This is a genomic window from Thalassospira sp. Z349TD_5, assembly GCF_056173045.1.
Map to the genome: position 1 here is coordinate 4,395,842 of NZ_CM149654.1, position 19,875 is coordinate 4,415,716.

General features: G+C 53.5%; 24 protein-coding genes and 1 pseudogene. 15 read left to right on the top strand and 10 right to left on the bottom strand.

Features of this window, described 5'->3' with window-relative positions; genetic code table 11:
• Nucleotides 1–285 precede the first annotated feature (285 nt).
• The gene (locus AC0VXT_RS20185; protein WP_475546836.1) at nucleotides 286–882 is read right to left on the bottom strand and encodes an FxsA family protein; all 597 of its coding nucleotides are present in this window, start codon (nucleotides 880–882) and stop codon (nucleotides 286–288) included.
• A 352-nt stretch (nucleotides 883–1,234) separates the two neighbouring features.
• Here AC0VXT_RS20185 and AC0VXT_RS20190 point away from each other — a divergent pair, with 352 nt between their 5' ends.
• The 4 genes from AC0VXT_RS20190 (at nucleotide 1,235) to AC0VXT_RS20205 (ending at nucleotide 3,872) form a co-directional block, all read left to right on the top strand.
• Nucleotides 1,235–1,939, top strand: a complete 705-nt coding sequence (locus AC0VXT_RS20190) for a Tim44/TimA family putative adaptor protein (RefSeq protein WP_022733654.1) — start codon at nucleotides 1,235–1,237, stop codon at nucleotides 1,937–1,939.
• 262 nt (nucleotides 1,940–2,201) lie between these two features.
• The gene (gene mltA / locus AC0VXT_RS20195) at nucleotides 2,202–3,470 is read left to right on the top strand and encodes a murein transglycosylase A (RefSeq protein WP_475546837.1); all 1,269 of its coding nucleotides are present in this window, start codon (nucleotides 2,202–2,204) and stop codon (nucleotides 3,468–3,470) included.
• 24 nt (nucleotides 3,471–3,494) lie between these two features.
• Nucleotides 3,495–3,650 carry a hypothetical protein gene (locus AC0VXT_RS20200; RefSeq protein WP_475546838.1) on the top strand — a complete coding sequence of 52 codons (156 nt, stop codon included), beginning with the start codon at nucleotides 3,495–3,497 and terminating at the stop codon, nucleotides 3,648–3,650.
• A gap of 57 nt (nucleotides 3,651–3,707) precedes the next feature.
• Nucleotides 3,708–3,872 carry a hypothetical protein gene (locus AC0VXT_RS20205; RefSeq protein WP_475546839.1) on the top strand — a complete coding sequence of 55 codons (165 nt, stop codon included), beginning with the start codon at nucleotides 3,708–3,710 and terminating at the stop codon, nucleotides 3,870–3,872.
• A 36-nt stretch (nucleotides 3,873–3,908) separates the two neighbouring features.
• Here AC0VXT_RS20205 and AC0VXT_RS20210 read toward each other — a convergent pair whose 3' ends face one another.
• From AC0VXT_RS20210 to AC0VXT_RS20240, 7 genes and pseudogenes are all read right to left on the bottom strand, one after another.
• On the bottom strand, nucleotides 3,909–4,799 hold the full coding sequence (locus tag AC0VXT_RS20210; RefSeq protein WP_412777699.1) for an EamA family transporter: 891 nt from the start codon (nucleotides 4,797–4,799) through the stop codon (nucleotides 3,909–3,911).
• Nucleotides 4,800–4,985: 186 nt separating this feature from the next.
• Nucleotides 4,986–6,267: pseudogene (gene rlmN, locus AC0VXT_RS20215) on the bottom strand (dual-specificity RNA methyltransferase RlmN).
• A 294-nt stretch (nucleotides 6,268–6,561) separates the two neighbouring features.
• Nucleotides 6,562–7,050 carry an invasion associated locus B family protein gene (locus AC0VXT_RS20220; RefSeq protein WP_475546840.1) on the bottom strand — a complete coding sequence of 163 codons (489 nt, stop codon included), beginning with the start codon at nucleotides 7,048–7,050 and terminating at the stop codon, nucleotides 6,562–6,564.
• A gap of 312 nt (nucleotides 7,051–7,362) precedes the next feature.
• The gene (locus AC0VXT_RS20225; protein WP_475546841.1) at nucleotides 7,363–7,881 is read right to left on the bottom strand and encodes a hypothetical protein; all 519 of its coding nucleotides are present in this window, start codon (nucleotides 7,879–7,881) and stop codon (nucleotides 7,363–7,365) included.
• Between the two features lie 64 nt (nucleotides 7,882–7,945).
• Nucleotides 7,946–8,443 (bottom strand): bactofilin family protein, encoded by a 498-nt coding sequence (locus AC0VXT_RS20230; RefSeq protein ID WP_240626376.1) that lies wholly within the window; start codon nucleotides 8,441–8,443, stop codon nucleotides 7,946–7,948.
• 310 nt (nucleotides 8,444–8,753) lie between these two features.
• The gene (locus AC0VXT_RS20235) at nucleotides 8,754–9,434 is read right to left on the bottom strand and encodes an EI24 domain-containing protein (RefSeq protein ID WP_022733663.1); all 681 of its coding nucleotides are present in this window, start codon (nucleotides 9,432–9,434) and stop codon (nucleotides 8,754–8,756) included.
• A 504-nt stretch (nucleotides 9,435–9,938) separates the two neighbouring features.
• On the bottom strand, nucleotides 9,939–10,634 hold the full coding sequence (locus AC0VXT_RS20240; protein WP_475546842.1) for a LolA family protein: 696 nt from the start codon (nucleotides 10,632–10,634) through the stop codon (nucleotides 9,939–9,941).
• 238 nt (nucleotides 10,635–10,872) lie between these two features.
• On the opposite strand from AC0VXT_RS20240, the gene gshB reads away from it, so the two are divergent.
• Nucleotides 10,873–11,817 carry a glutathione synthase gene (gene gshB / locus AC0VXT_RS20245; protein WP_475546843.1) on the top strand — a complete coding sequence of 315 codons (945 nt, stop codon included), beginning with the start codon at nucleotides 10,873–10,875 and terminating at the stop codon, nucleotides 11,815–11,817.
• Nucleotides 11,818–11,898: 81 nt separating this feature from the next.
• On the opposite strand, the gene AC0VXT_RS20250 is transcribed toward gshB, so the two are convergent.
• The gene (locus AC0VXT_RS20250) at nucleotides 11,899–12,192 is read right to left on the bottom strand and encodes a cupin domain-containing protein (RefSeq protein WP_475546844.1); all 294 of its coding nucleotides are present in this window, start codon (nucleotides 12,190–12,192) and stop codon (nucleotides 11,899–11,901) included.
• Between the two features lie 254 nt (nucleotides 12,193–12,446).
• Here AC0VXT_RS20250 and AC0VXT_RS20255 point away from each other — a divergent pair, with 254 nt between their 5' ends.
• From AC0VXT_RS20255 to AC0VXT_RS20270, 4 genes are all read left to right on the top strand, one after another.
• A complete protein-coding gene (locus AC0VXT_RS20255; RefSeq protein ID WP_475546845.1) occupies nucleotides 12,447–13,952 on the top strand; it encodes an alkaline phosphatase D family protein in 1,506 nt (501 codons plus the stop codon).
• 44 nt (nucleotides 13,953–13,996) lie between these two features.
• Nucleotides 13,997–14,638, top strand: a complete 642-nt coding sequence (locus AC0VXT_RS20260; RefSeq protein WP_475546846.1) for a glutathione S-transferase — start codon at nucleotides 13,997–13,999, stop codon at nucleotides 14,636–14,638.
• 87 nt (nucleotides 14,639–14,725) lie between these two features.
• Nucleotides 14,726–14,959 (top strand): hypothetical protein, encoded by a 234-nt coding sequence (locus tag AC0VXT_RS20265; protein WP_022733669.1) that lies wholly within the window; start codon nucleotides 14,726–14,728, stop codon nucleotides 14,957–14,959.
• A gap of 117 nt (nucleotides 14,960–15,076) precedes the next feature.
• Nucleotides 15,077–15,571 (top strand): GNAT family N-acetyltransferase, encoded by a 495-nt coding sequence (locus AC0VXT_RS20270; RefSeq protein WP_475546847.1) that lies wholly within the window; start codon nucleotides 15,077–15,079, stop codon nucleotides 15,569–15,571.
• A 12-nt stretch (nucleotides 15,572–15,583) separates the two neighbouring features.
• Here AC0VXT_RS20270 and AC0VXT_RS20275 read toward each other — a convergent pair whose 3' ends face one another.
• Nucleotides 15,584–16,075, bottom strand: coding sequence for a MarR family winged helix-turn-helix transcriptional regulator (locus AC0VXT_RS20275; RefSeq protein WP_475546848.1), 492 nt, complete (start codon nucleotides 16,073–16,075; stop codon nucleotides 15,584–15,586).
• 120 nt (nucleotides 16,076–16,195) lie between these two features.
• Here AC0VXT_RS20275 and AC0VXT_RS20280 point away from each other — a divergent pair, with 120 nt between their 5' ends.
• The 6 genes from AC0VXT_RS20280 to AC0VXT_RS20305 all read left to right on the top strand — a co-directional run bounded on the left by AC0VXT_RS20280 (nucleotide 16,196) and on the right by AC0VXT_RS20305 (nucleotide 19,872).
• Nucleotides 16,196–16,672 (top strand): VOC family protein, encoded by a 477-nt coding sequence (locus AC0VXT_RS20280; protein ID WP_475546849.1) that lies wholly within the window; start codon nucleotides 16,196–16,198, stop codon nucleotides 16,670–16,672.
• 47 nt (nucleotides 16,673–16,719) lie between these two features.
• The gene (locus AC0VXT_RS20285; RefSeq protein ID WP_475546850.1) at nucleotides 16,720–17,157 is read left to right on the top strand and encodes a YybH family protein; all 438 of its coding nucleotides are present in this window, start codon (nucleotides 16,720–16,722) and stop codon (nucleotides 17,155–17,157) included.
• Between the two features lie 38 nt (nucleotides 17,158–17,195).
• Nucleotides 17,196–17,603: a VOC family protein gene (locus AC0VXT_RS20290; protein WP_475546851.1), complete on the top strand. Its 408-nt coding sequence runs from the start codon at nucleotides 17,196–17,198 to the stop codon at nucleotides 17,601–17,603.
• 171 nt (nucleotides 17,604–17,774) lie between these two features.
• Nucleotides 17,775–18,110 (top strand): hypothetical protein, encoded by a 336-nt coding sequence (locus tag AC0VXT_RS20295; protein ID WP_475548606.1) that lies wholly within the window; start codon nucleotides 17,775–17,777, stop codon nucleotides 18,108–18,110.
• Nucleotides 18,005–18,781, top strand: coding sequence for a UDP-2,3-diacylglucosamine diphosphatase (locus tag AC0VXT_RS20300; RefSeq protein WP_475546852.1), 777 nt, complete (start codon nucleotides 18,005–18,007; stop codon nucleotides 18,779–18,781). The genes AC0VXT_RS20295 and AC0VXT_RS20300 overlap by 106 nt, the downstream gene beginning before the upstream one ends.
• Nucleotides 18,778–19,872: a glycosyltransferase family 4 protein gene (locus tag AC0VXT_RS20305; RefSeq protein WP_475546853.1), complete on the top strand. Its 1,095-nt coding sequence runs from the start codon at nucleotides 18,778–18,780 to the stop codon at nucleotides 19,870–19,872. Before AC0VXT_RS20300 ends, AC0VXT_RS20305 begins: the two co-directional genes overlap by 4 nt.
• Nucleotides 19,873–19,875 lie beyond the last annotated feature (3 nt).

Consider the following 19,875-nt stretch of genomic DNA (forward strand, 5'->3'; position numbering starts at 1 on the left):
AATAAGCCATTCAGGCCCGAAGGACAGAGCACACCGCAAATTTGTGTAAATGTGGCGTTCGATATTGAACAATACCGGCTGAAATGCTTGTTTCTGACGCCGCAACCCTGCGGCAGATGATCTGGGGTAGCATGTCTTAACCATGCGGGCAAGCCAATCAGATGCCGTCTAAAGCCCACGGTTCTGCGGTTCTACCGGCAATCATCGATGCTGCCATGTCAAAACCGGGCGATGGCCCGGAAATGACAGGCAACATGTTCTTATGGGATTGGTCGTGTGATTTTCTTATGAATTGTGCGGGGGCAAATTGCGCGGACCCTGATCAGGATCGTTGCTGTCCTTTTTGTCGTCATTTGATGATGACGGGTGATCATCGGGGCTGACATCTTCGAAGTCGCCATCAATGATCGGTCCGCTGCCCGGACGGCGGGAGTTTTGACCGCTGCCAGTGCGGCCTGAGCCGCCCGGATGACCAGCACCACCAGGGCCACCCGCCCCGCCGCCAAAGTTCGTGCGGATATTGCCCGACTGGACCAGCTTCATGATCAGTTTTGCGCCGACAACCTGACGGAGCGGCGGGATCAGAAGCAGGAAGCCCATGGTATCGGTGACAAAGCCCGGGGTGAGGAGCAACACACCGGCCACCAGAATGCAAATCCCGTCAAACATCGCGCCGATGGGCATTTCACCCTGATCCATCTGGCTTTGTGCTTTGGCCAGCGTTTGCAATCCCTGGGCACGCATCAGTGTGGTGCCAAGAATTGCGGTCAGAATAACCACACCAATGGTCGGCCACAGACCGATGACTTCGCCTGCCTGAATAAATACGGCGATCTCGATGATCGGCATGGCGACAAAGATGGCCAGAAAATACACGCCCATTATTGCTCCGATATTTGGGGAATGACCCGCTTGTTGGTTCGACATTTGCGGCGGATGTCACCGCCAGATCACGTTCATCTGAATAATTATTACAGAAAACAACTTGGATTTCAGTTATTTCCAATTAATCTGCTATGCTCTGTAGATAACTAATTGTCGAACAATTAAATATATAACGCGACGAAATTACGGCAGTTTGCCCGTAACAGACATCTTCGAGGGTGAAGATGATCACATTTAAGGTGTGATGATTGGTTGCCCTTGCATTTGGTTGGGTTCATACCATTTCTCGTCCACGGTCGTTTTGTTAAACGCGACCTTTTTGAAACCTCAAAGATCAAGAGTCCGGATCTTGCAATATTTCGATATTTTTCTTTTCGCTCTGATCGCTGTTTTTCTCGTGCTGCGTTTGCGCGGTGTTCTTGGTCGTCGTACCGGCAACGAGAAACAGAACCAGTCCGATGTCTTTGGCCGTCAAAAGCACGAAGACAATGGCAGCACCGCCCAGAATGGCGCTGCGCCGCAGACCGATAACGTTTATCGCCTGCCGGATTCTGAAAACGCAGACGCGCAGTCAGATGTTCCATCTGGCACGTTCGCAACGTTGCAGAAAATTCAAAAGGCTGATCCGAGCTTTACCCAGCAAGATTTTCTTAATGGCGCCCGCATGGCGTTTGAAATGATTGTTGAGTATTTCGCCAAGGGCGACAAGGACGCGCTTAATCCGCTTCTGTCGGCTGAGGTTTACAAGAATTTCTCTGCGGCGATCGATGCGCGCTCTGAAAAGGGTGAGCACGAGGAAACGACACTGGTTGGGATCAAAAGTGCGACGATCCATGACGCCAGCTTTGAAGAGCGTACGGCGTATGTGACGGTCAAATTTGTTTCCGAAGAAGTCTCGGTCATTCGCAATGCCGAAGGCGATGTTGTTTCGGGCGATCCCAATCAGGTGGTTGAGGCCGAAGACCTTTGGACGTTTGCGCGCAATACGCAAAACAATGATCCGAACTGGCAGCTGGTGGCAACCGAAACCCCGGAAGACGAACCGTCGGAGTAATCTGACGAAACGTCGCGTAACCGTTTTCATCCAAACACACGATATCAGGCGACCCGCATCAGACGGGTCGCCTTTTTTAATCGGCCACGTGTTTAATGGGCCGCGTGGAAATCAGCTTTTTATTGCGGTTTGGCAGGAAAACAGCGGTTCAAGATTATCGGCTTGTTAAACATGTTTCTGGAAAATCCGATTGGCGTGATGTTGTGTCTTCGCAACAGCGCGGGTTTCGTATTTTTGGCCTTTGCATTTAACGGGTTCCATCTTGAAAAGACGTTTGGTTCTGTCGCGCAGCCTTTCCTTTTTGTCGATTTTTGTCGGGGTGATATGTGCCCTTGTGTGGATGTTTTGGCCCGATATCAGCGGGTTGATCACAGAAACGGAGAAAGAACCGGCCCCACAAAAAGAAGAATTGACCCTGCGCGCGGTGCCGTATGGCCAACTTGATGGTTGGCAAAGCGATGACATGCGCGGATCGGTCCGTGCCTTTCAGCGGTCATGTCGGGCGATGGTCCGACGTTCTGATGACCGTGGGGTTGGTCCAGATGCCCGTATGGGGACGATTGGCCAGTGGCGAGGGGCATGTGAGACCGCGCTTGCACTGGATGCTGATACCCTGCGCAAAGACGATGCACGCGCGTTCTTCCAGAGTGATTTCACCCCGTATCTTGTCGGCAATGGCAAAACATCCGAGGGGCTGTTTACCGGATATTATGAGCCGGAACTGCGCGGCAACCTGACGCGGGACGGCAAATATCAGACAGCGATCTATCTTAAACCTGATGACATGGTGTCGGTCGATCTTGGCGAGTTTAGCGACGAGCTTAAAGGCAAGAAGCTGGTCGGGCGTCTGTCGGGCAGCAGTTTGAAACCCTATTACGACCGGGCTGAAATCGAAGGTGGTGCGCTTTCGGGGCGTGATCTTGAAATGGTTTGGGTCGATGATGCGGTCGATGCGTTTTTCCTGCAAATTCAGGGATCGGGGCGAGTAGTACTGCCCGATGACAGCGTATTGCGGGTGGGCTATGCCGCGACCAATGGGCAGGCCTATTACGCGATTGGCCGTGAGTTGATCGAACGCGGGGCGTTAACGCGGGAAACCGTGTCGCTTCAGACGATCCGCAAATGGCTGCATGACAATCCTGATGAGGCCGATGCGGTGATGAACACCAATGCATCCTTTGTCTTTTTCCAACCGCTTAAAACCGATCCCGATGATCCCGATGCCGGGCCGCTGGGATCGCAAGGGGTGGCACTTGAACCTGGCCGGTCGCTGGCGGTGGATCGCCGGTTCCATGCGATGGGCGTTCCGGTGTGGCTGGAAACGTCTGATCCGATGAATGCGGATCGCACGTTTCATCGTTTGATGGTGGCACAAGACACCGGCGGGGCCATTCGCGGGCCGGTGCGCGGGGATATATTCTTTGGCCCGGGGGAAGACGCGGCCCTGTTTGCCGGGCATATGAATAGAACCGGTCAGAAATTCATTTTACTGCCTAAAGTAATTGATCCCGCTCAGTGGCCGGATCAGTAGGGTTTGGATGGAAAAAGCGTTGTAATGTTACGCCATATTGTTCTGTTGCAGGTTGCCAGCGATGTTGATCTGGCCAGTGTTGACCTGATCATCAGCCAGATGGAAAAAGCCGCGCTGGCCGTGCCCGGCGCAATTGCCTTTGGCGGTGGGCCGAAAAAAACCGGCAGCGGCATGAGTTAGGGCTTTACCCATGGCTACACCATTGATTTTTGTGATGAAAAATCACGTGATACCTATTTGGCGGAGCTTGATCGCGACCATGTTGGTCGCCGCCTTTCCGATATTACCGTGGGTGGGCTTGGCGGGATTTTGGTGATGAACGTTGATGTCAGAGATATTCGAACACCGGGGGTGGAACCCTTAAAAGACCCGAATAAAAAGCCGCAGTTGCGCTGGGTTTAATTTTCAAAATAGAATCATATAAATGACCCTGTGTAGCTAAAAATTTGTGTTTCTGGCCGGAAATAGCGCCATCAGCCTTGCGCCAAAAACGTTAATCAACAAACCAGTCATGACCAGAATGGCCGAGACGATCTTGATTGGTCCGAAATCCTCGCCAAGAACAAGGGCCGATGTTGCCATGCCGACAATCGGCACCAGCAGGCTAAACGGTGCGACCAGCCCGACCGGCAGGGTCGAGAGCAACCGGCCCCAGATGGCAAAGCCCAACAATGTCACCGGATAGGCCAGATACAGAACCGACCCAACCCCAATCCAGCTGATCTGGTCGGTAAACAGGGCAAGGCTGGCGCGGTCTTCGGTCAGAAATGACAGGATCGCAAGCGGGATGGGTGGCACCAGACTGGCCCAGACGACAAAAGACAGCATCTTGATCGGTCCGGCCTGTTTCATAATGATGTTGGCGACCCCCCAGGCGGCTGCGGCGGCAATCACAAGGGTCAGACCAATGGCGGTGATGGAGCCGTCCGAGACCAGCAGCAAAACGCCAACACCGCAAAAGGCAACGACCATCGCAACGATGCGATGGGGACCGATTTTTTCGCCGAGCACGAAAAAGCCAAGGATGACGGTAAAGAACGCCTGAAGCTGTAAAACCAGCGACGAAATCCCGGCCGATAGCCCAAGATCCATGCCCAGAAACAGCAATGAAAACTTGATACAGCCCAGCACCACGCCAAAGCCAACCACATATTTCCAGTGGCATTTGGGTTTGGGCAGGAAAAATACGGCCGGTAAGGCAGCAAAGGCAAAGCGCAGGGATGACAGCAAAATGGGCGGCATTTCGCCAAGACCCAGTTTGATGACGGTGAAATTCGCACCCCAGATGGTGACAACCAGAAGGAGCGCAAAAAACTGACCGAACGACATGTGTCTGAAACCTTGTGACCATTTCGTGGGGAAGATCACGCTATGTTGCCCAGAGAGGTTCGACAATCAAAACAATGTCATGGTGACACTTTTGCGCAAGGATGTGAAAAGGACCCACCATACAAAAACACCGGATAGCGGGGCCATCCGGTGTTGATCTGTCTGTAAGTTTTGTCGGAGGGCGGCTTATTGCGCAGCAACCACGCCTTCTTCGCTGTCACCCGATTTGGCACAGCCACCCGCACTTGCGCCAACGCGCGATTTGCGCTGACGCTGGCTTTCGGATTTAAGCTGACCACAGGCGGCGAGAATATCGCGCCCGCGCGGCCAGCGGATTGGGGCTTCATAGCCGTTATCAAGCAGAATCTGGGCGAACTTCTTGATGTCATTGGTCGGCGTGCATTCGTAATCCGACCCCGGCCATTTGTTGAACGGGATCAGGTTGAACTTGCAGTGAACGCCTTTGACCAGTTTGGCCAGCGCACGGGCATGTTCGGGCTTGTCATTGATGCCCTTGAGCATGACATATTCCATGGTGATCGGCCGCGAATTGGACATGCCCGGATAATGCCGGCAGGCATCCATCAATTCCTTAAGCGGGTATTTTTTGTTGATCGGCATGATTTCGTTGCGCAGGTCGTCTTCGGGCGCATGCAGTGAAATCGCCAGACCGACGCCAAGTTCTTCGCCACAGCGCACGATTTCAGGCACCACACCGGATGTTCAACAGCGTCACACGGCGGCGCGAGATCGAAATGCCTTCGCCGTCCATGGCAATGCGCAGCGCATCACGGACATTTTCATAGTTAAATAGCGGCTCACCCATGCCCATCATGACGATGTTTGACAGGCGGCGGATGCCATTCGACGGGGTTGGCCATTCGCCGTAACTGTCACGTGCAATCATGAACTGACTGACGATTTCACCCGGTGTCAGGTTGCGGACCAGAAGCTGGGTGCCGGTGTGGCAGAATTTACAGGTCAGCGTGCAGCCGACTTGCGATGAAATGCACACCGCACCGCGGTCTTCGTTGCGATCCGGGATATAGACAGTTTCGGCTTCATTCCCGTCATGGAACTTCATCAGCCATTTATGGGTGTCATCGGTACTTTTCTGATCGGCAGTAAGCACCGGACGCCCGACATAGAAATCCTGTGCCAAGCGATCACGCAGTTTCTTGGAAATGTTGGTCATATCCTCGATGTCGGTGACACCACGGTAATAGACCCAGTTCCACAGCTGTTTGACGCGGAACTTGCTTTCGCCCATGGCGGCCATCAGTTCGGTCAGTTCTTCGCGGGGGATGCCCACCAGATCACGACGCCCGTCGGCTGCCTGCCCATTGGCGGCGCGCGTGACGAAGTCGGACAGCGAAGGACCGCTTGTGCCGGACGTGCCAGTGCCAGACGTGCCAGTGCTGGCGTCGGCTGGAAGTGCGGATGCGTTTTCAGTCAGGACGTCGGTCATCCCGGTCTCTCTCTTGGTTCTGGTGGTCGTGTGTCATGTTGCTATCTGGTGATTTTGCCGATCACGCACAACGTGCCTTGTGTTTTCGTGATCATAGCAGAAAATCGATCAGAGCGCGTGCGCGGGCACGCAAAATCCAAATGCAATGAACTCAGCCCCGCATATAGCGGGGCTGAGCCAATTTAGAAATGATAAATTTCACATTGCAGCCATCGCGCATGCGCAATCACGGTTGCAATATGTATCGCAGAAGGTGAACCCCTGCGTTTATCTAGCCTGACCCCTAAGCTGTGCCTAGTTCACCGGCTTGACGCTGCAAGCCTTTGAAATCGCGTTATAGGCGGCAGTAAACCCGGACAATGAATAGGTGTCTGTGGTTTTGGTGTCACGCGATGAGTAGCCGACAACAACCATCGTTGATCCGGCTTTCATGGCCTTAATCAATTTCTGATCGCCTTCGCTGGTCGAGGCCCATGCGGAATCATCATGGGTGAACAGCTTGAAGGATGTGGAATTGATTCGGAGATCCACCTTGCTATCAGACTTATAGGTATAGCCGGTGATGAAGCTGACTTCGTTGAGAAGCTTAAGCGACGGACGATGGGTGACCATCGCGTAAATCCGTCCACGTTGGGTATAATCACCTTTAGCCGAGGTTGGCTGACTGCCCATATAGCAGACTTTTTGGCCTTTCTCGGAATAGGTATAAGCTTCCCACTTGCCGAAGACATCAATCAGCTTGGGAGTGTTTTGGGCCTGTGCGCTGGTGACAGGGACTGCCACGCAAAAAGTGCTTATCAGCGCGATAAAGGCAGCAGCCAGCGAAGTTCTGACGAGACGATGGGCGTGTTTTTTCATGAGGTCGCGTATCGTGTCTAGAAGTTTCGGGACGGGCCCTTAGGGTCTGTACGCAATGGACTGTTCTAAAACGTGTTTAGCCATTCAATTGCGTACAGACCCTAAAGGACCATGACTGGACGAATAAAGTCGCCTGATGTGGCGAATTTATGAGGTTGCTTATCGACCCTGCCAACAAAAGGTAAATATTCAACCAAGGAAATCAGATCGTATCGGCAAAATCGATCACACAAGACGTTATCCGCGCGAAAGACGTTGTTTCCGCACCTGATCAAGACAGTCCTGGATGGAGATTTTTTCGTTCCCACGGCGCATTCGGGCCAGCATATGATGCAATTCGCGGTCATCGGTTTTGGCGTCTGACTGTGCAGCGGGCGAAAAGAACATATCAAACGAACATTCATCAGACCGATATTGCCAGACGCGGATGTCACCTTCGCCGCGCATCAGTTCCGGTTCGCCGACTTTTTCCAAAACAGCCTTTTCCGACAACCCGGTAAGCGTTTCGGCCGCGATGGGTTTAAACGGAATGGCGGCTGTTTTTTTCGGAGCGGTTTTGGGTTTTTGCGTTTGGCTACGGCGCGGGACGTCTTGTGTGATCGATTTTGTCGATCTGCCGGCCACGGTCCCCGTTTTGGGACCAGATACAGTGCTGGTTGCTGTCTTGCCGTAACTGGTATTGGTGGTGCCCGGTGGCACAGCATTTCCGCCACACGCGGTGAGCGTTGCGCCGATCACAGCCAGAAGAAACACCACCCCGAAGGCACGCCAGGCATGCGTTCGGGGCTGGGTTATATTTGATCGCACGGCGAACACGGGATCAGGAATCGTCCGATTTGCGCGGAATGGTGATTGCCGCACTGTTGCCGCTGCGCGACGTGCCATCATCGCTGCTTTCGACGTAATCAAGGCTGCCCTTGATGCGTGCGCCATTTTCGATCTGAAGCGCGCCATAGGTGATTTTGCCGCTGATTTCAGCCGAACCAATGATCACAACGCGGCGTGCGTTCAAATCACCGTCAAATTTTCCACTGATTTCGGCTTCGTCAACTTGGGCTGAACCGACAAAGGTGCCACCGTTGGAAATTTCCAAACGTGCGCAATCCTTGATCTGGGCTTCAACGTGTCCTTCGACGACCAAAACGTCGCAAGAACCGATTTCGCCAGCCAGACGGATATCACGACCAACTGTCAGCTTTTTGCCGTCGGAATTGTGACTGGCGCTGGCGGGGCGTCCTGAGCTGCCGCGGGTTGGAATCTCAAGCGGGCGTTTTGGGATTTCCGGGCGGAAGCTGGTGGAGTGCGGTTTACTGGACATTTGTGGTTCATCCTTTGTACGCGGCTTGCTGAAAAGCTGCGGCTCAGTACGTTTTTCTGTTTTTACGGCAGGGCCGGTATTGACGCTATTTTTGTTGGCGACGCCAGAAGACTCGATCTTGGTCTCATTGTTTGCCGCGGAAAGAGCACCTGACTCTCCTGAGGGAGATGTATCTGACGAAGCCGGACGGCTGTCGACTGTTTTGTTGGCTTTTTTCTTTCCAAACATTGGATGACCAGATCCTTTGAGTCTTTGTTTCGGTATTTGGGTCGGTATTCGGGCGCGCAGTCCGACAGCAATTTGCAGAACGTCAGACCGCAGTTTCCGGGACATATGTTCCCAGGCGAACAGAGTAATGAACCATAAAGGCCGTGGCGATAATCGGTGCGACCAGATTGACCAGCGGAATGGTCATTAAAAAGGTTAGGCCGACACCGGCAAGCCATAGCTTTTTCTGGCGGCTTTTGCGGATGGCCTCAACCGTGCGCGCATCATAACGGCGTATGGCGACCAGTTCAAAATATTCACGCGACAGAAGATAGCCGTTCATGCCGTAAAAGGCGATGATATAGACCGGTCCTGCCAAAAGCAGCGGCAATATCAAAATGTTAAGGGCCAGTGCGGTTGCGGCAAATTTCAGACCGCTGATCAGGGCCTCGCTGATGGGTTGCGGGCGGGTTTCGGGCAGGGTCGGATAATGTTTGTCTTCGACCGCATCGGCAATCTGATCGAGCAGAAGGCTCGAGATCAGGACCGTGGCTGCGGGAAACAACAGGACAACAAGCACGGCAAGGCCGATGCCAAGAATCCAGTCGGCGGCACTTTCAAGCCAGCCACCATCGGCAAAGAAGGTGATCGAACTCAGTCCGAACCAGATCAGAAGCCAAAGACCGACAATGGTTGCCAGCGCGCCAGCAACACCGATCAGCACGACCTTGCGGAAACGCGGGTCGGAGAATTGCGCGACGGATTTCATAAAGTCATTGATCATCGAACGTGTCGGTCCTGTGTCTTCAGTTGGCGGAAAATCTCGCCACGAGGGAATCATGCCTTAAAGTAGTAGGCAATGAAAATTAACAGCGCGTGAAATCTATTGCCTGTGTGGGAAATTTCTTTGGCCATTTTTATGCGCAAACCGTCATATCGTTCGGGTTGGGCAAAAAAAAGGCGTCCGGCCAGGGGGGAAGACCGAACGCCAGCGCTCCGTTAATCTGGAGCGTGAGGACAGGTAGGGGAGACCTTATCCTCACACCGGGTTCCATTCATTTATCAGGAACCTTGTGACAGTCTTTCATATAGGGATCAGAGCCGGTTTCTGCCAGATATCACAGCGCCCAAACACAAGATTTTTTGCTGTTTGCGGCGATTTGATCGGCATAGGCAGATCGTTACGAAACCCCAATGTCTGCAAGGGTTTGAATCACATCATTTTACGGTTTGACCCGCGGTCTTGTGCTCATCAGATCGTGATCGTCAGGTGATGGAAATTTTCGGGTCAGTTGCGCTGATTTGGCCAGATGCGATCAAACTTGAACAGCTCGGGATCAAGTGAAACGTGCTCTTCGGTGTTGAAAAGGGTCACGGTGGTTTCGATCCCCGTTGGGTCGGTGACGATCCACTGGCGCAACTGCATGGGGCTCTCGGCAAACACCAGGGTCACACTGCCCGCCCCCGGATCGGATTTACGCACCAGTTCGACACGAATGGTTTCGGCCGTGCGGCGGTAATCAACGATTTTAACCTTGTCGGTCAGGGAAATGTTTTCAGCCAGAATGATCCCAGCGGGGGTTTCATCGATATCGAAATAGGTCGGGGCGTTGATTTCCTTGTCATAGTAAATGAAATCATTCCCGGTCGAGACCAGCAATATCTGGGCTGGCGGGTTATATTCAAACCGCATTTTGCCCGGACGTTGCATGTAAAGCTTGCCCTCGGCAGCCCCGCCATCCGATGAAATCTGAACAAAATCAGCCCGAAGAGTGGTGATATCGCCCATATAGGTTTCGATCTTTTTGATCATTTCCGGGCTGATATCAGCAGACTGTGCATGGGCGGCATTTGGCAGCAAGGTCAGACTTGTGATCGCGCCAAGTCCGATAGCGGCACTAAGCACAGAGGCAGCCATCAACGAACGGGATTTCTTACCGAACGTATGAAAAGCGGTCTGCGAGAATTTGGAGAAAAACGTCATATGCCTGTCTTGCCTGCCTGATCTTCGGAACAAATATCTTAACGCGATTGCGGAACATGAATGGCAGATGATAAAAATCCTGCCAAATGAATACCCACAAGAGCGAATAACATATCGCATCATTTGGCCGGGAAGGCCAGCCGGGTCAAGCTGTGCCCGCAAATGATCACAATTGGCGGCTTTGTGCCGTATTTGCGACATGGCTGATACAAAACCGGTGAAGAGGAGAACGCATTTCATGAGCCGTATTGTTGCCATCCAGATGGATCCGATTGAATCCATTGATATCAAAGGCGATTCGACCTTTGTGATGGGCCTTGAGGCCCAGTCACGCGGATATGATCTTTTGCATTATCATCCCGACGACATGTTTTATGACCGGGGCCGGGTTCTGGCCGAAGTCCGCCCGATGACCTTGCGTTATGAAGCGGGCAATCATTATGAGCTGGGCGATGTGAGGATCATTAATCTGGCCCGTGAAACCGACGTTATCCTGATGCGTCAGGATCCGCCGTTTGACATGAACTACATCACAGCAACCCATTTGCTGGAATCCATCCACCCGGAAACCTTCGTGGTCAATCATCCGGGGCATGTGCGCAATGCACCGGAAAAGATTTTTGTCACCGAGTTTCCCGACCTGATGCCGCCGACCATGATCACGCGATCCGCCGCCCGGATCAGGGACTTCCGCGAAGAGTACAAGGACATCATCGTCAAGCCGCTGTTTGGCAATGGCGGCGCGGGTGTGTTCCACCTTAAACCCGGTGATGAGAACTTAAATTCCCTGCTGGAGATTTTTGCCGCCCAGTCGCGTGAACCGTTGATGGTGCAGGCCTATTTGCCCGATGTGCGTAAAGGCGACAAACGCATCATTCTGGTCGATGGCAAGGCGGTCGGCGCGATCAACCGCGTCCCGGCCGAGGGCGAAGCACGATCGAACATGCATGTTGGCGGTGTGGCGGTAAAATCGATGCTGACCGACCGTGAACGCGAAATCTGCGAGCGGATCGGCCCGGAACTTAAAAAGCGCGATCTGATCTTTGTCGGGATTGACGTGATTGGCGATTACATGACGGAAATCAACGTCACCTCGCCAACCGGGTTGCAGGAAGTGAACCGTTTTGACGGATCAAAGCTTGAAAGCCTGATCTGGGATGCGATTGACAGCCGGCTGGCATAATCTAAGCACTCAGACGACAACATTTGAATTCAGGGCAGGTGCGATTGGTACCTGCCCTTTTTGTTTCTGTGGCCCGCAACGCTATTTGGCGGCAGGTTTGATTTCGACTTCGACAAAGGTGTTGTCGTTAATGACATTATGGGCAACGCCGGTTTTACGGGCATAGGATTTCCCGGCAGTCAGCGGCGATGTGACGATGGTGCCGTCGTGCATTTCAATGGTCAGATCACCGGTGGTCATCGGGACAACGACATAGTCCATTTCATGGGTGTGACCGCCGGTTTCCGCACCGGGTGGAAAATACCATTCGGTCACGCGAACGGTATCGTCATCGACCTGAACGGTTGGGATTGCTTTGGGGCGTTGTGAAGCCAAGGGCGTTCTCCTCAATGTCACGGCCGGTTGGTATCTTGATGTTCGTAGCGTAAACGTTTGCCCTTGCAGCTCAATCACTGAATTTGAGGGTGCCCATCCGTGAAGCGAGTTTTGGGCGACGTGATCAAGGTCGCTTGCCCTTTTTTGTGCATGTTGTTCTGGTGTGATTGCGCCATCCAAAAGGCAACGCTGGAACCAAAACCCGTATCAAGCGTATGATTTAAGAGCATCTTTGGCCAAGGTAACAGGACCGCATGACAGAAAATCAGGTTTCCACACCTTCCCGTGACGGTCTGTTTGGCCCGTTTTTGTTTGCGCGTGGCAGTGATGGCACAACCACCCGGTTGGCAGCCCTGATCGTGGCACCCGAGGGGGCCAAGGTACCGGAATTGCGTGCAATGGGGCGTGACTTGGTCATGCCGGAAAAACTGGCAACCCTGTTTGGCCGGTCTTATTGGCGGTTTGATTTTGGCCTGCCAGCAATTCCTGATGCGCAGTATAGTTTCGGAAACGAAACATACCGTGTTTGTGCCGAAATGGCATCGGATTTACACATCGGATTTGTGTCGTGTAACGGGCAGGAAGACGGTGATCTTGACCGGCCGCTTGAAGATCGCAATGCGCTTTGGAGTGACCTTGCCGATCAGCATGAAAAGCGGCCCTTTTCGCTTTTGCTGCATGGTGGGGATCAGATTTATGCCGACGGGGTTTGGCAGTGCCACCCGGAGATTATCGCCTGGAACAAGGCGCGGCGTCGGCAAAAGCTGGCGGCTGGGTTTTCCGATGCCATGCGCGATGCGGTTTTGAAATTCTATCTTGATCATTATCTGGCGATCTATGACCAGCCGCAGATCAGCTACATGCTGGCGCGGGTTCCGTCGCTTATGATGTGGGATGACCATGATATTTTTGATGGCTGGGGCAGTCACAAGAAATGGTTTCAGGGATCAATGGTGGCGCGCGGTATGTTTGCCTGCGCACGTGAGGCATTTTGTTTGATGCAGCTTGGTACCAGTGCTGATGGACGGCCAGACGGCCTGTTTGACGCCCTGCCTGCCACTGAGCCCGATCGCCTGCCCGACATGGTGCTTGACCGGTCGGGCAAAAGTCTTGCGTGGAAGGTTGATTTTCCCGGGATGACCGTGATCGCGCCAGATTTGCGATCTGAACGGACACCGGAAGTCATCATGGGCGATCATGGCTGGCGCGATATTGCGCCGGCCCTTGAAAGCATTCCCGAAGGCAACCGCATTTTGCTAATGTCGAGTGTGCCGGTGATTGGTCCGCGTTTGTCGCTGGTGGAATTTTTCCTGCATATGATGCCCAGTGCCCAGAAATACGAGGATGACCTGCGCGATCAATGGCAAAGCCGTTGGCATCGCCGCGAATGGTGCCGGTTTCTTGAATTGCTTGAACGTATTGCCAACGATCATGATCACGAGATCACGATCGTGTCAGGTGAAATTCATGTCGCCACGCGGGGCACTTTTGAAACCATGGGCAAAACCATCCATCAACTGGTGGCATCGGGCATTTCCCATACCGCCCCGCCCAAGGCCTTTGCGCGCGCGTTGGGATTGCTGGCGTGGATTGGTGATCATCCGTTGCCCGAACGCCCGACAAAGTTAAAACCGCTGCCTGATCGCAAAGGTGTCTATTGTGCGGCGCGAAATTACCTTACACTGACCCGCAAAGATAAAAACTGGGGTGCGAAATGGCATCTCGAAGGGATTGGCTGGACACCGGACCTTAAGGTCTAGGAGGACGCCCGGATCAGGGCAGATCACGGCAAGGGGCTTTGACGATGCAGCTTTATTATGCGCCAACATCACCGTTTTCGCGCAAGGTGCGCGTGGCTTTGCGTGAATTGGGTCTGGAAAAACAGGTGCGTGAAATCCTGATTGATCCATGGACCGATGATGCGCTTCGCGCACACAATCCTTTGGCCAAGGTCCCGACGTTGATCCTGCCCGATGGCATGGCGGTGTATGAGTTTGCGGTGATCTGTGATTACCTTGATCAGGTTGCGCGTGCTTCCGGGGCGTCGAATGGCATCATCCCGCAGGACGGTATCGCCCGGCTGAATGCGTTGAAATGGCAAGGACTTGCCGATGGCATGATGGCGGCGACCGGGCGACTATTTGCCGATGCCCAGCGCCCCGAAGATGATCGTTCCGAATTCGTAATGGAGCGACAGGCACAGGCTGTTCAAAGCAGTATTGATGCGATTTTGGACGGGTTGGCGTCTTTGCGGACCGAGGATGCGCATCTGGGCACTTATTCGGTTCTGGTGGGGCTGTATTATATTGATTTTCGCTGGCCGGACCGGCGGTTTGACATTCCGGTGCGGGTGCGCGACTGGATGGCGATCATGTCCGAACGTGAAGCGTTTACCGAGACTGTTTTTCACCTGCCCCATGACACCGATCATAAGTCAATTGATTGACGCCCGCGCATCGGTGAAAGCCATCGCACCACAAGACAGATTGCGTTATGATGCGGTTTGCCAACTTAATTGATGAAAAGAGCCTGTATGACCGAACCGACGATCACCAAAGGAATGCGTGAACGGGCCTGGATCCGTGCTGACAAGATTGACGGCGAAGATCCCCGCGAAGTGCGTAAGCACAAGGAAAGCGGCATCACGATGAAAAAAGAAAGCTTTGGCAAGTTTCGCAATTTTGGCTGGACTGTGGTCAACGAAGAAGCTGTTCCGTGCCGCAAGGAATTCCTGCCGCCGCGTGATGGCAGCACATCGGACGAATAGGGTCTGACCGATTGTGATCGGGCGTGATCGTTCGGACAATTGACAGATCAATCAGGGAACGGCGCAATGGACGGGTGTCTTTTGCGCCTTTTTTGATGATTGTACTGGACCAGCCCGATGCGTAGCCGATCTGTGACGTCAGGTGATGCAATTGCCTTTGTGCCGCTTGGCGATATCCCCCCTGATGTGGTGATTTCCCATATGTCTGATCCCCGGATGGGCGTTCACATGCCGCTTTTGGCCGGTGTATGGGGTGATGATGATTACGTGCGGTTCAGGGCGACCAAGGATGCCAGTTGGCAGCGCGACGGGCTCGGTCATTGGGCGATCCTGCATGACGGGAATTACGCCGGGTGGGGTGGGTTTCAAAAAGAAGGCGATGAATGGGATTTCGGGTTGGTGCTGCGGCCTGATTGCTTTGGGCTGGGCATGGCCGTCACGCGCAAGGCGCTTGCCTTTGCCCGGTCCGACCCGTGCATTCCCTTTGTCACCTTTCTGTTGCCGCCATCGCGCACGAAACTGGGGGCCTTGCGGCGCATTGGTGCCCGTTTTGTTGGTCCGGTAAACCACGACGGGAAAGCGTTCCTTAAATATCGGCTTGAAACCGCGTAAGACGGTGGAAACCTATTTTTCCGCTTCCTGCTTTGGTTCCTGAGACAGACTGATCAGATCCGCCAACAGTTGTTTTGGATCGGAATGGGCCACCAGTCCTTCAAGGTCCCGCTGGGTTTTTTCCCAGACGGGAAAGGCGCGTGCGAGAAGGGCCAAGCCATCCTCGGTCAGTGTGAGCAAACGGCCCCTTTTATCTTTTGGGTCGGGATTAATTGCCACCAGACCGCGCCGTTCAAGCGGTTTGAGGTTGGCGGTCAATGTGGTGCGATCCATCGCCAGAAGGTCGGCGACATCCTTCATATGCGGTGGATATGGCCGGTTGAGAGACATCAACAGCGAATATTGCCCGCTGGTCAGGTCAAACGGGCGAAACGCATCGTCAAATCGACGCGCAATGGTGCGCGCTGCCCTGCGCACATGCAGGCACAGGCACGAGTCCCGCACCATCAGGGTATGAGCGAACGGTACGGGTCTATCGCTGTGGTTGAAATCTTTTTTTGACATGAATTAATTATGTTGATATCAACGTATTTGTCAAACGGGAATACAATAAAATACTCATCAACCAGCCGGTTTGACCGTTTTGATCACGTGCCATTTGTTCTGTGGCAAGGAGGATGCCCCATGCAGCAAAAAATTAGTCCGTTTTTATGGTTTAATGGCTGTGCCGAAGATGCCGTCAATTTTTATACGTCTGTGTTTGCCGAGGCAAAGATCGGCAAGACCATGCGCGCAAGCAAAGCGGGTCCCGGCCCGGAAGGCAGTGTTCTGACCATTGGTTTTGAACTTTTTGGTCGAAAATTTACCGCGTTTAATTTCCCAACCGATTTCAAATTCACCGAAGCAGTTTCCTTTGTGGTCGAGTGCAAGGATCAGGCAGAGGTCGATTATTACTGGGACTGTTTGTCCGAAGGCGGGGAGCCGCGTGATTGCGGCTGGATCAGGGACCGTTTTGGCGTTTTCTGGCAGATTACCCCAACCCGCCTGATCGAGTTGATGACCGATTCTGACCCGGATGTTGCTGCACGGGCGGCGACAGCAATGATGACCATGCAAAAGATTGATATCGCGGCGTTGGAACGGGCTGTTCAGGCCGGCTGATTGCCGCTTTGCTGATCCCTCGTGCCACCAATTGAAGGATATGTCCGATGACTGACAAACAATCACAGGACCAAGCCGCCATCGCCGATATCTTTGCCCGCTGGGCAGAGGCCAACCGTACCAAGGACATTGATGCGATCATCGCCCTTTATAGCGAGGATATTTGTTCTTATGACGCGGTCGGGCCGTTGCAATTTAACGGCATTACAGAATACCGCGCCCATTGGGAGAAATGCTTGCCCAAGGACGCAGAAATGGTCGTTGAAATGCAAACACCGGTCACCCGGGTGTCAGGCCATCTGGGCGTTGCCCGGTTATTGATCCGCTGTGGCATGCGCCAAGAGGATGGGACCGAGCAGGCAAGCTGGATGCGGGCCAGTTATCACCTTGAAAAGCAGGCTAACCAATGGCGCATCGCCCATGAACATTTTTCCGTGCCTTTTGATTTTGACAACGGTGCTGCCCAGTTCGGGTTGGAACCATAATTTAACGCCGCCAATTGATGTAACAAAGGAATGCCCCAATGAAAGTTATCAGCTACCTCAACTTTGATGGAAATTGCCGCCCGGCGATGGAGTTTTACAAATCCGTTCTGGGTGGCGAACTGATCGCCATGCCGTTTGGCGATACGCCGATGAGCAAGGACATGCCCGATTTTGCCGATAAAATTGCCCATGCCTGTTTGATGGGGGATGGCTGGCACATCATGGCATCCGATTGTCCGTCGGAGCATTTTACCGCGATGCAGGGCATGAATATTTCCGTGCATTTCCCCGAAGCGGCGGAAGGCAAACAGCTTTTTGACAAGCTGGCCGAGGGCGGCACGGTGGTGATGCCGTTCGAGGAAACCTTCTGGTCCAAGGGGTTTGGACTGGTGAATGACAAGTTCGGCACACCGTGGATGGTTAATACCGACTACGCGCCAGAATAGTCGGTATTAAGTTTCGGGGGTAAGTTGACCATTAAGCCCCTGTCACCGAACGATATGTTGCCTTGATCCCCATTTCCCTTCAAAGTGATATAACTAGGGGTTATGGGGATCAGCCGACATGACAGCGCGGGATTGGAAAGCCGCAAAAGGGTACGATCTGCCTTTTTGGCCATGGGATTGGCCGTACCGACCAAATGTATCTCCATAAATTTTGCCTCGGAAAACCTGCCCAAGGAAGGATCGCATTTCGATCTGCCCGGGACGTCGGGTCTTCGCCTGTTCAGACAACACCGGTGTTGTTCTGGCAATCTGCAATGCGCGAGTGGCTTATTAGGAGAACTGAAAAAATGGCGTCGTCATCGCCACAAAAGGTCAGGTCGATCTTTATCTCTGATATCCATTTGGGGACCCGGCACTGCCAAGCTGAATTGGTTACGAAATTTTTGGCAGCCTTTGAGGCTGAAACCATCTATCTGGTCGGCGATATCATTGATGGCTGGCGTCTGAAGCGGTCCTGGTATTGGCCAGAAACCCACGAGGCGGTCATCCAGAGCCTGCTGACCAGCGCGCGCGATGGGACCAAAGTCTTTTTCATTCCGGGAAATCATGACGAATTCGTGCGCAGATATGCCGACAGGCTGGTTGCGAAGGTCGCTGTGCGCGATCAGGTGATCCATACTACGGCAGATGGTCGACGCTATCTTGTGACCCATGGCGATCAATATGATCCGGTTGTGCGAAAGGCGACGTGGCTGGCCCATATTGGCGACCGGTTTTACGAACTGGCCCTTACCAGCAATACGGTCGTCAACTGGGTGCGTCGCAGGTTTGGTCTTGATTACTGGTCGCTGGGTGCCTTTGCGAAACGACATGTGAAAAGTTTCATCGGCATCATCAGCCAGTTCGAGACGATCGTGGCAGCGGATGTGCGCAAGCGCGGTCTGCACGGTGTCATTTGTGGTCATATCCATCATGCTGTCAGTCGTCAGATGGGCGGCATCCATTATGTGAATGCTGGCGATTGGGTCGAAAGTTGCACCGGGATCGTCGAGGCGGCCGACGGTCGCCTTGAGGTGATCCGATGGACTGAGAGCGGCCTAGATACGCAATCGCAGGTCATTTTTAAGGAGACGCCTGTGGATTCACGTGGCTCAAAGCCGGTTGGTCCGATCCAATGAGTGGCAAACCGACATCGGATTTTGCCGGGGACGAAAAGGCCATCCTGATCGTAACGGACGCCTACCGTCCGCAGGTCAACGGTGTTGTCCGATCCATAGAGTATATGGAAGAAGAATTGCGACGCATGGGGTTTCGGGTTGAGATCCTGTCACCCGATAGTTTTCGAACCATGCCATGCCCCGGATATTCCGAAATTCGTCTTGCCTTGACCCGTCCGGGTACGGTTCGCAAACATATGATTGCCGCCGGGTGCACCCATTTGCATATCGCGACCGAGGGTCCCTTGGGTCTTATGGCGGGCAGCGTCGCACGTCGTTTGAAATGGCCATTTACGACCGCTTATCATTCCCGCTTTCCGGAATACGCAGCTGCGCGTGTCCCTGTGCCGGCCGCGTTCTTTTATGGTTGGTTTCGCCGGTTCCACAACAAGGGGGACGGCTGCATGGTGGCGACAGAAACCCTGAGAAAGGATCTTGCCAACCATGGGTTCAAACGCCTGATGCGCTGGTCGCGCGGCGTTGACACCAGCCTGTTCCAGCCGATCCGTGAAAACGATGTGGCGGCGGATTTGCCGCGACCGATCTTTCTTTATGTCGGGCGTGTTTCGGTCGAAAAAAGCATACCCGACTTCCTTGATCTTGATCTGCCCGGTTCGAAGATGGTGGTCGGAGATGGGCCGGAACTCGAACGGCTGCGTCGTAAATACCCAGATGTTCATTTCACGGGTGCCAAGACGGGAACGGATCTGGCGCGCCATTACGCAAGTGCCGATGTCTTTGTTTTCCCGTCAAGGACAGATACCTTCGGTTTGGTGCTGCTTGAAGCGTTGGCCTGCGGCCTGCCTGTTGCCGCATATCCGGTGATGGGCCCACGCGACGTGTTGGGAGATCATGCATCCGGTCCTGACAGAGTTGGTGTGTTGTCCGAGGATTTGCGCCAAGCGGCACTTGATGCACGCAGTATTTCGTCTGATCGGTGCCGTGCATACGCACTGCGTTATAGTTGGACGACGTCTGCACAGCAATTCAGGGACAATATGCTATCTGTTCGGTTGTCAGCGACCACAGAAGCGACCACAGATCAGCCTTAACTG

Excerpts from the sequence above, each read along its gene's own strand:
- AC0VXT_RS20270 (WP_475546847.1), top strand. The coding sequence starts at position 15,077 with ATGCGTAGCCGATCTGTGACGTCAGGTGATGCAATTGCCTTTGTGCCG.
- gshB (WP_475546843.1), top strand. The coding sequence starts at position 10,873 with ATGAGCCGTATTGTTGCCATCCAGATGGATCCGATTGAATCCATTGAT.
- AC0VXT_RS20240 (WP_475546842.1), bottom strand. The coding sequence starts at position 10,634 with ATGACGTTTTTCTCCAAATTCTCGCAGACCGCTTTTCATACGTTCGGT.
- AC0VXT_RS20210 (WP_412777699.1), bottom strand. The coding sequence starts at position 4,799 with ATGTCGTTCGGTCAGTTTTTTGCGCTCCTTCTGGTTGTCACCATCTGG.
- AC0VXT_RS20285 (WP_475546850.1), top strand. The coding sequence starts at position 16,720 with ATGACTGACAAACAATCACAGGACCAAGCCGCCATCGCCGATATCTTT.
- AC0VXT_RS20290 (WP_475546851.1), top strand. The coding sequence starts at position 17,196 with ATGAAAGTTATCAGCTACCTCAACTTTGATGGAAATTGCCGCCCGGCG.
- AC0VXT_RS20305 (WP_475546853.1), top strand. The coding sequence starts at position 18,778 with ATGAGTGGCAAACCGACATCGGATTTTGCCGGGGACGAAAAGGCCATC.
- AC0VXT_RS20185 (WP_475546836.1), bottom strand. The coding sequence starts at position 882 with ATGGGCGTGTATTTTCTGGCCATCTTTGTCGCCATGCCGATCATCGAG.
- AC0VXT_RS20235 (WP_022733663.1), bottom strand. The coding sequence starts at position 9,434 with ATGATCAATGACTTTATGAAATCCGTCGCGCAATTCTCCGACCCGCGT.
- AC0VXT_RS20275 (WP_475546848.1), bottom strand. The coding sequence starts at position 16,075 with ATGTCAAAAAAAGATTTCAACCACAGCGATAGACCCGTACCGTTCGCT.
- AC0VXT_RS20280 (WP_475546849.1), top strand. The coding sequence starts at position 16,196 with ATGCAGCAAAAAATTAGTCCGTTTTTATGGTTTAATGGCTGTGCCGAA.
- AC0VXT_RS20200 (WP_475546838.1), top strand. The coding sequence starts at position 3,495 with ATGTTACGCCATATTGTTCTGTTGCAGGTTGCCAGCGATGTTGATCTG.
- AC0VXT_RS20260 (WP_475546846.1), top strand. The coding sequence starts at position 13,997 with ATGCAGCTTTATTATGCGCCAACATCACCGTTTTCGCGCAAGGTGCGC.
- AC0VXT_RS20265 (WP_022733669.1), top strand. The coding sequence starts at position 14,726 with ATGACCGAACCGACGATCACCAAAGGAATGCGTGAACGGGCCTGGATC.
- AC0VXT_RS20230 (WP_240626376.1), bottom strand. The coding sequence starts at position 8,443 with ATGTCCAGTAAACCGCACTCCACCAGCTTCCGCCCGGAAATCCCAAAA.
- AC0VXT_RS20295 (WP_475548606.1), top strand. The coding sequence starts at position 17,775 with ATGGGATTGGCCGTACCGACCAAATGTATCTCCATAAATTTTGCCTCG.
- AC0VXT_RS20255 (WP_475546845.1), top strand. The coding sequence starts at position 12,447 with ATGACAGAAAATCAGGTTTCCACACCTTCCCGTGACGGTCTGTTTGGC.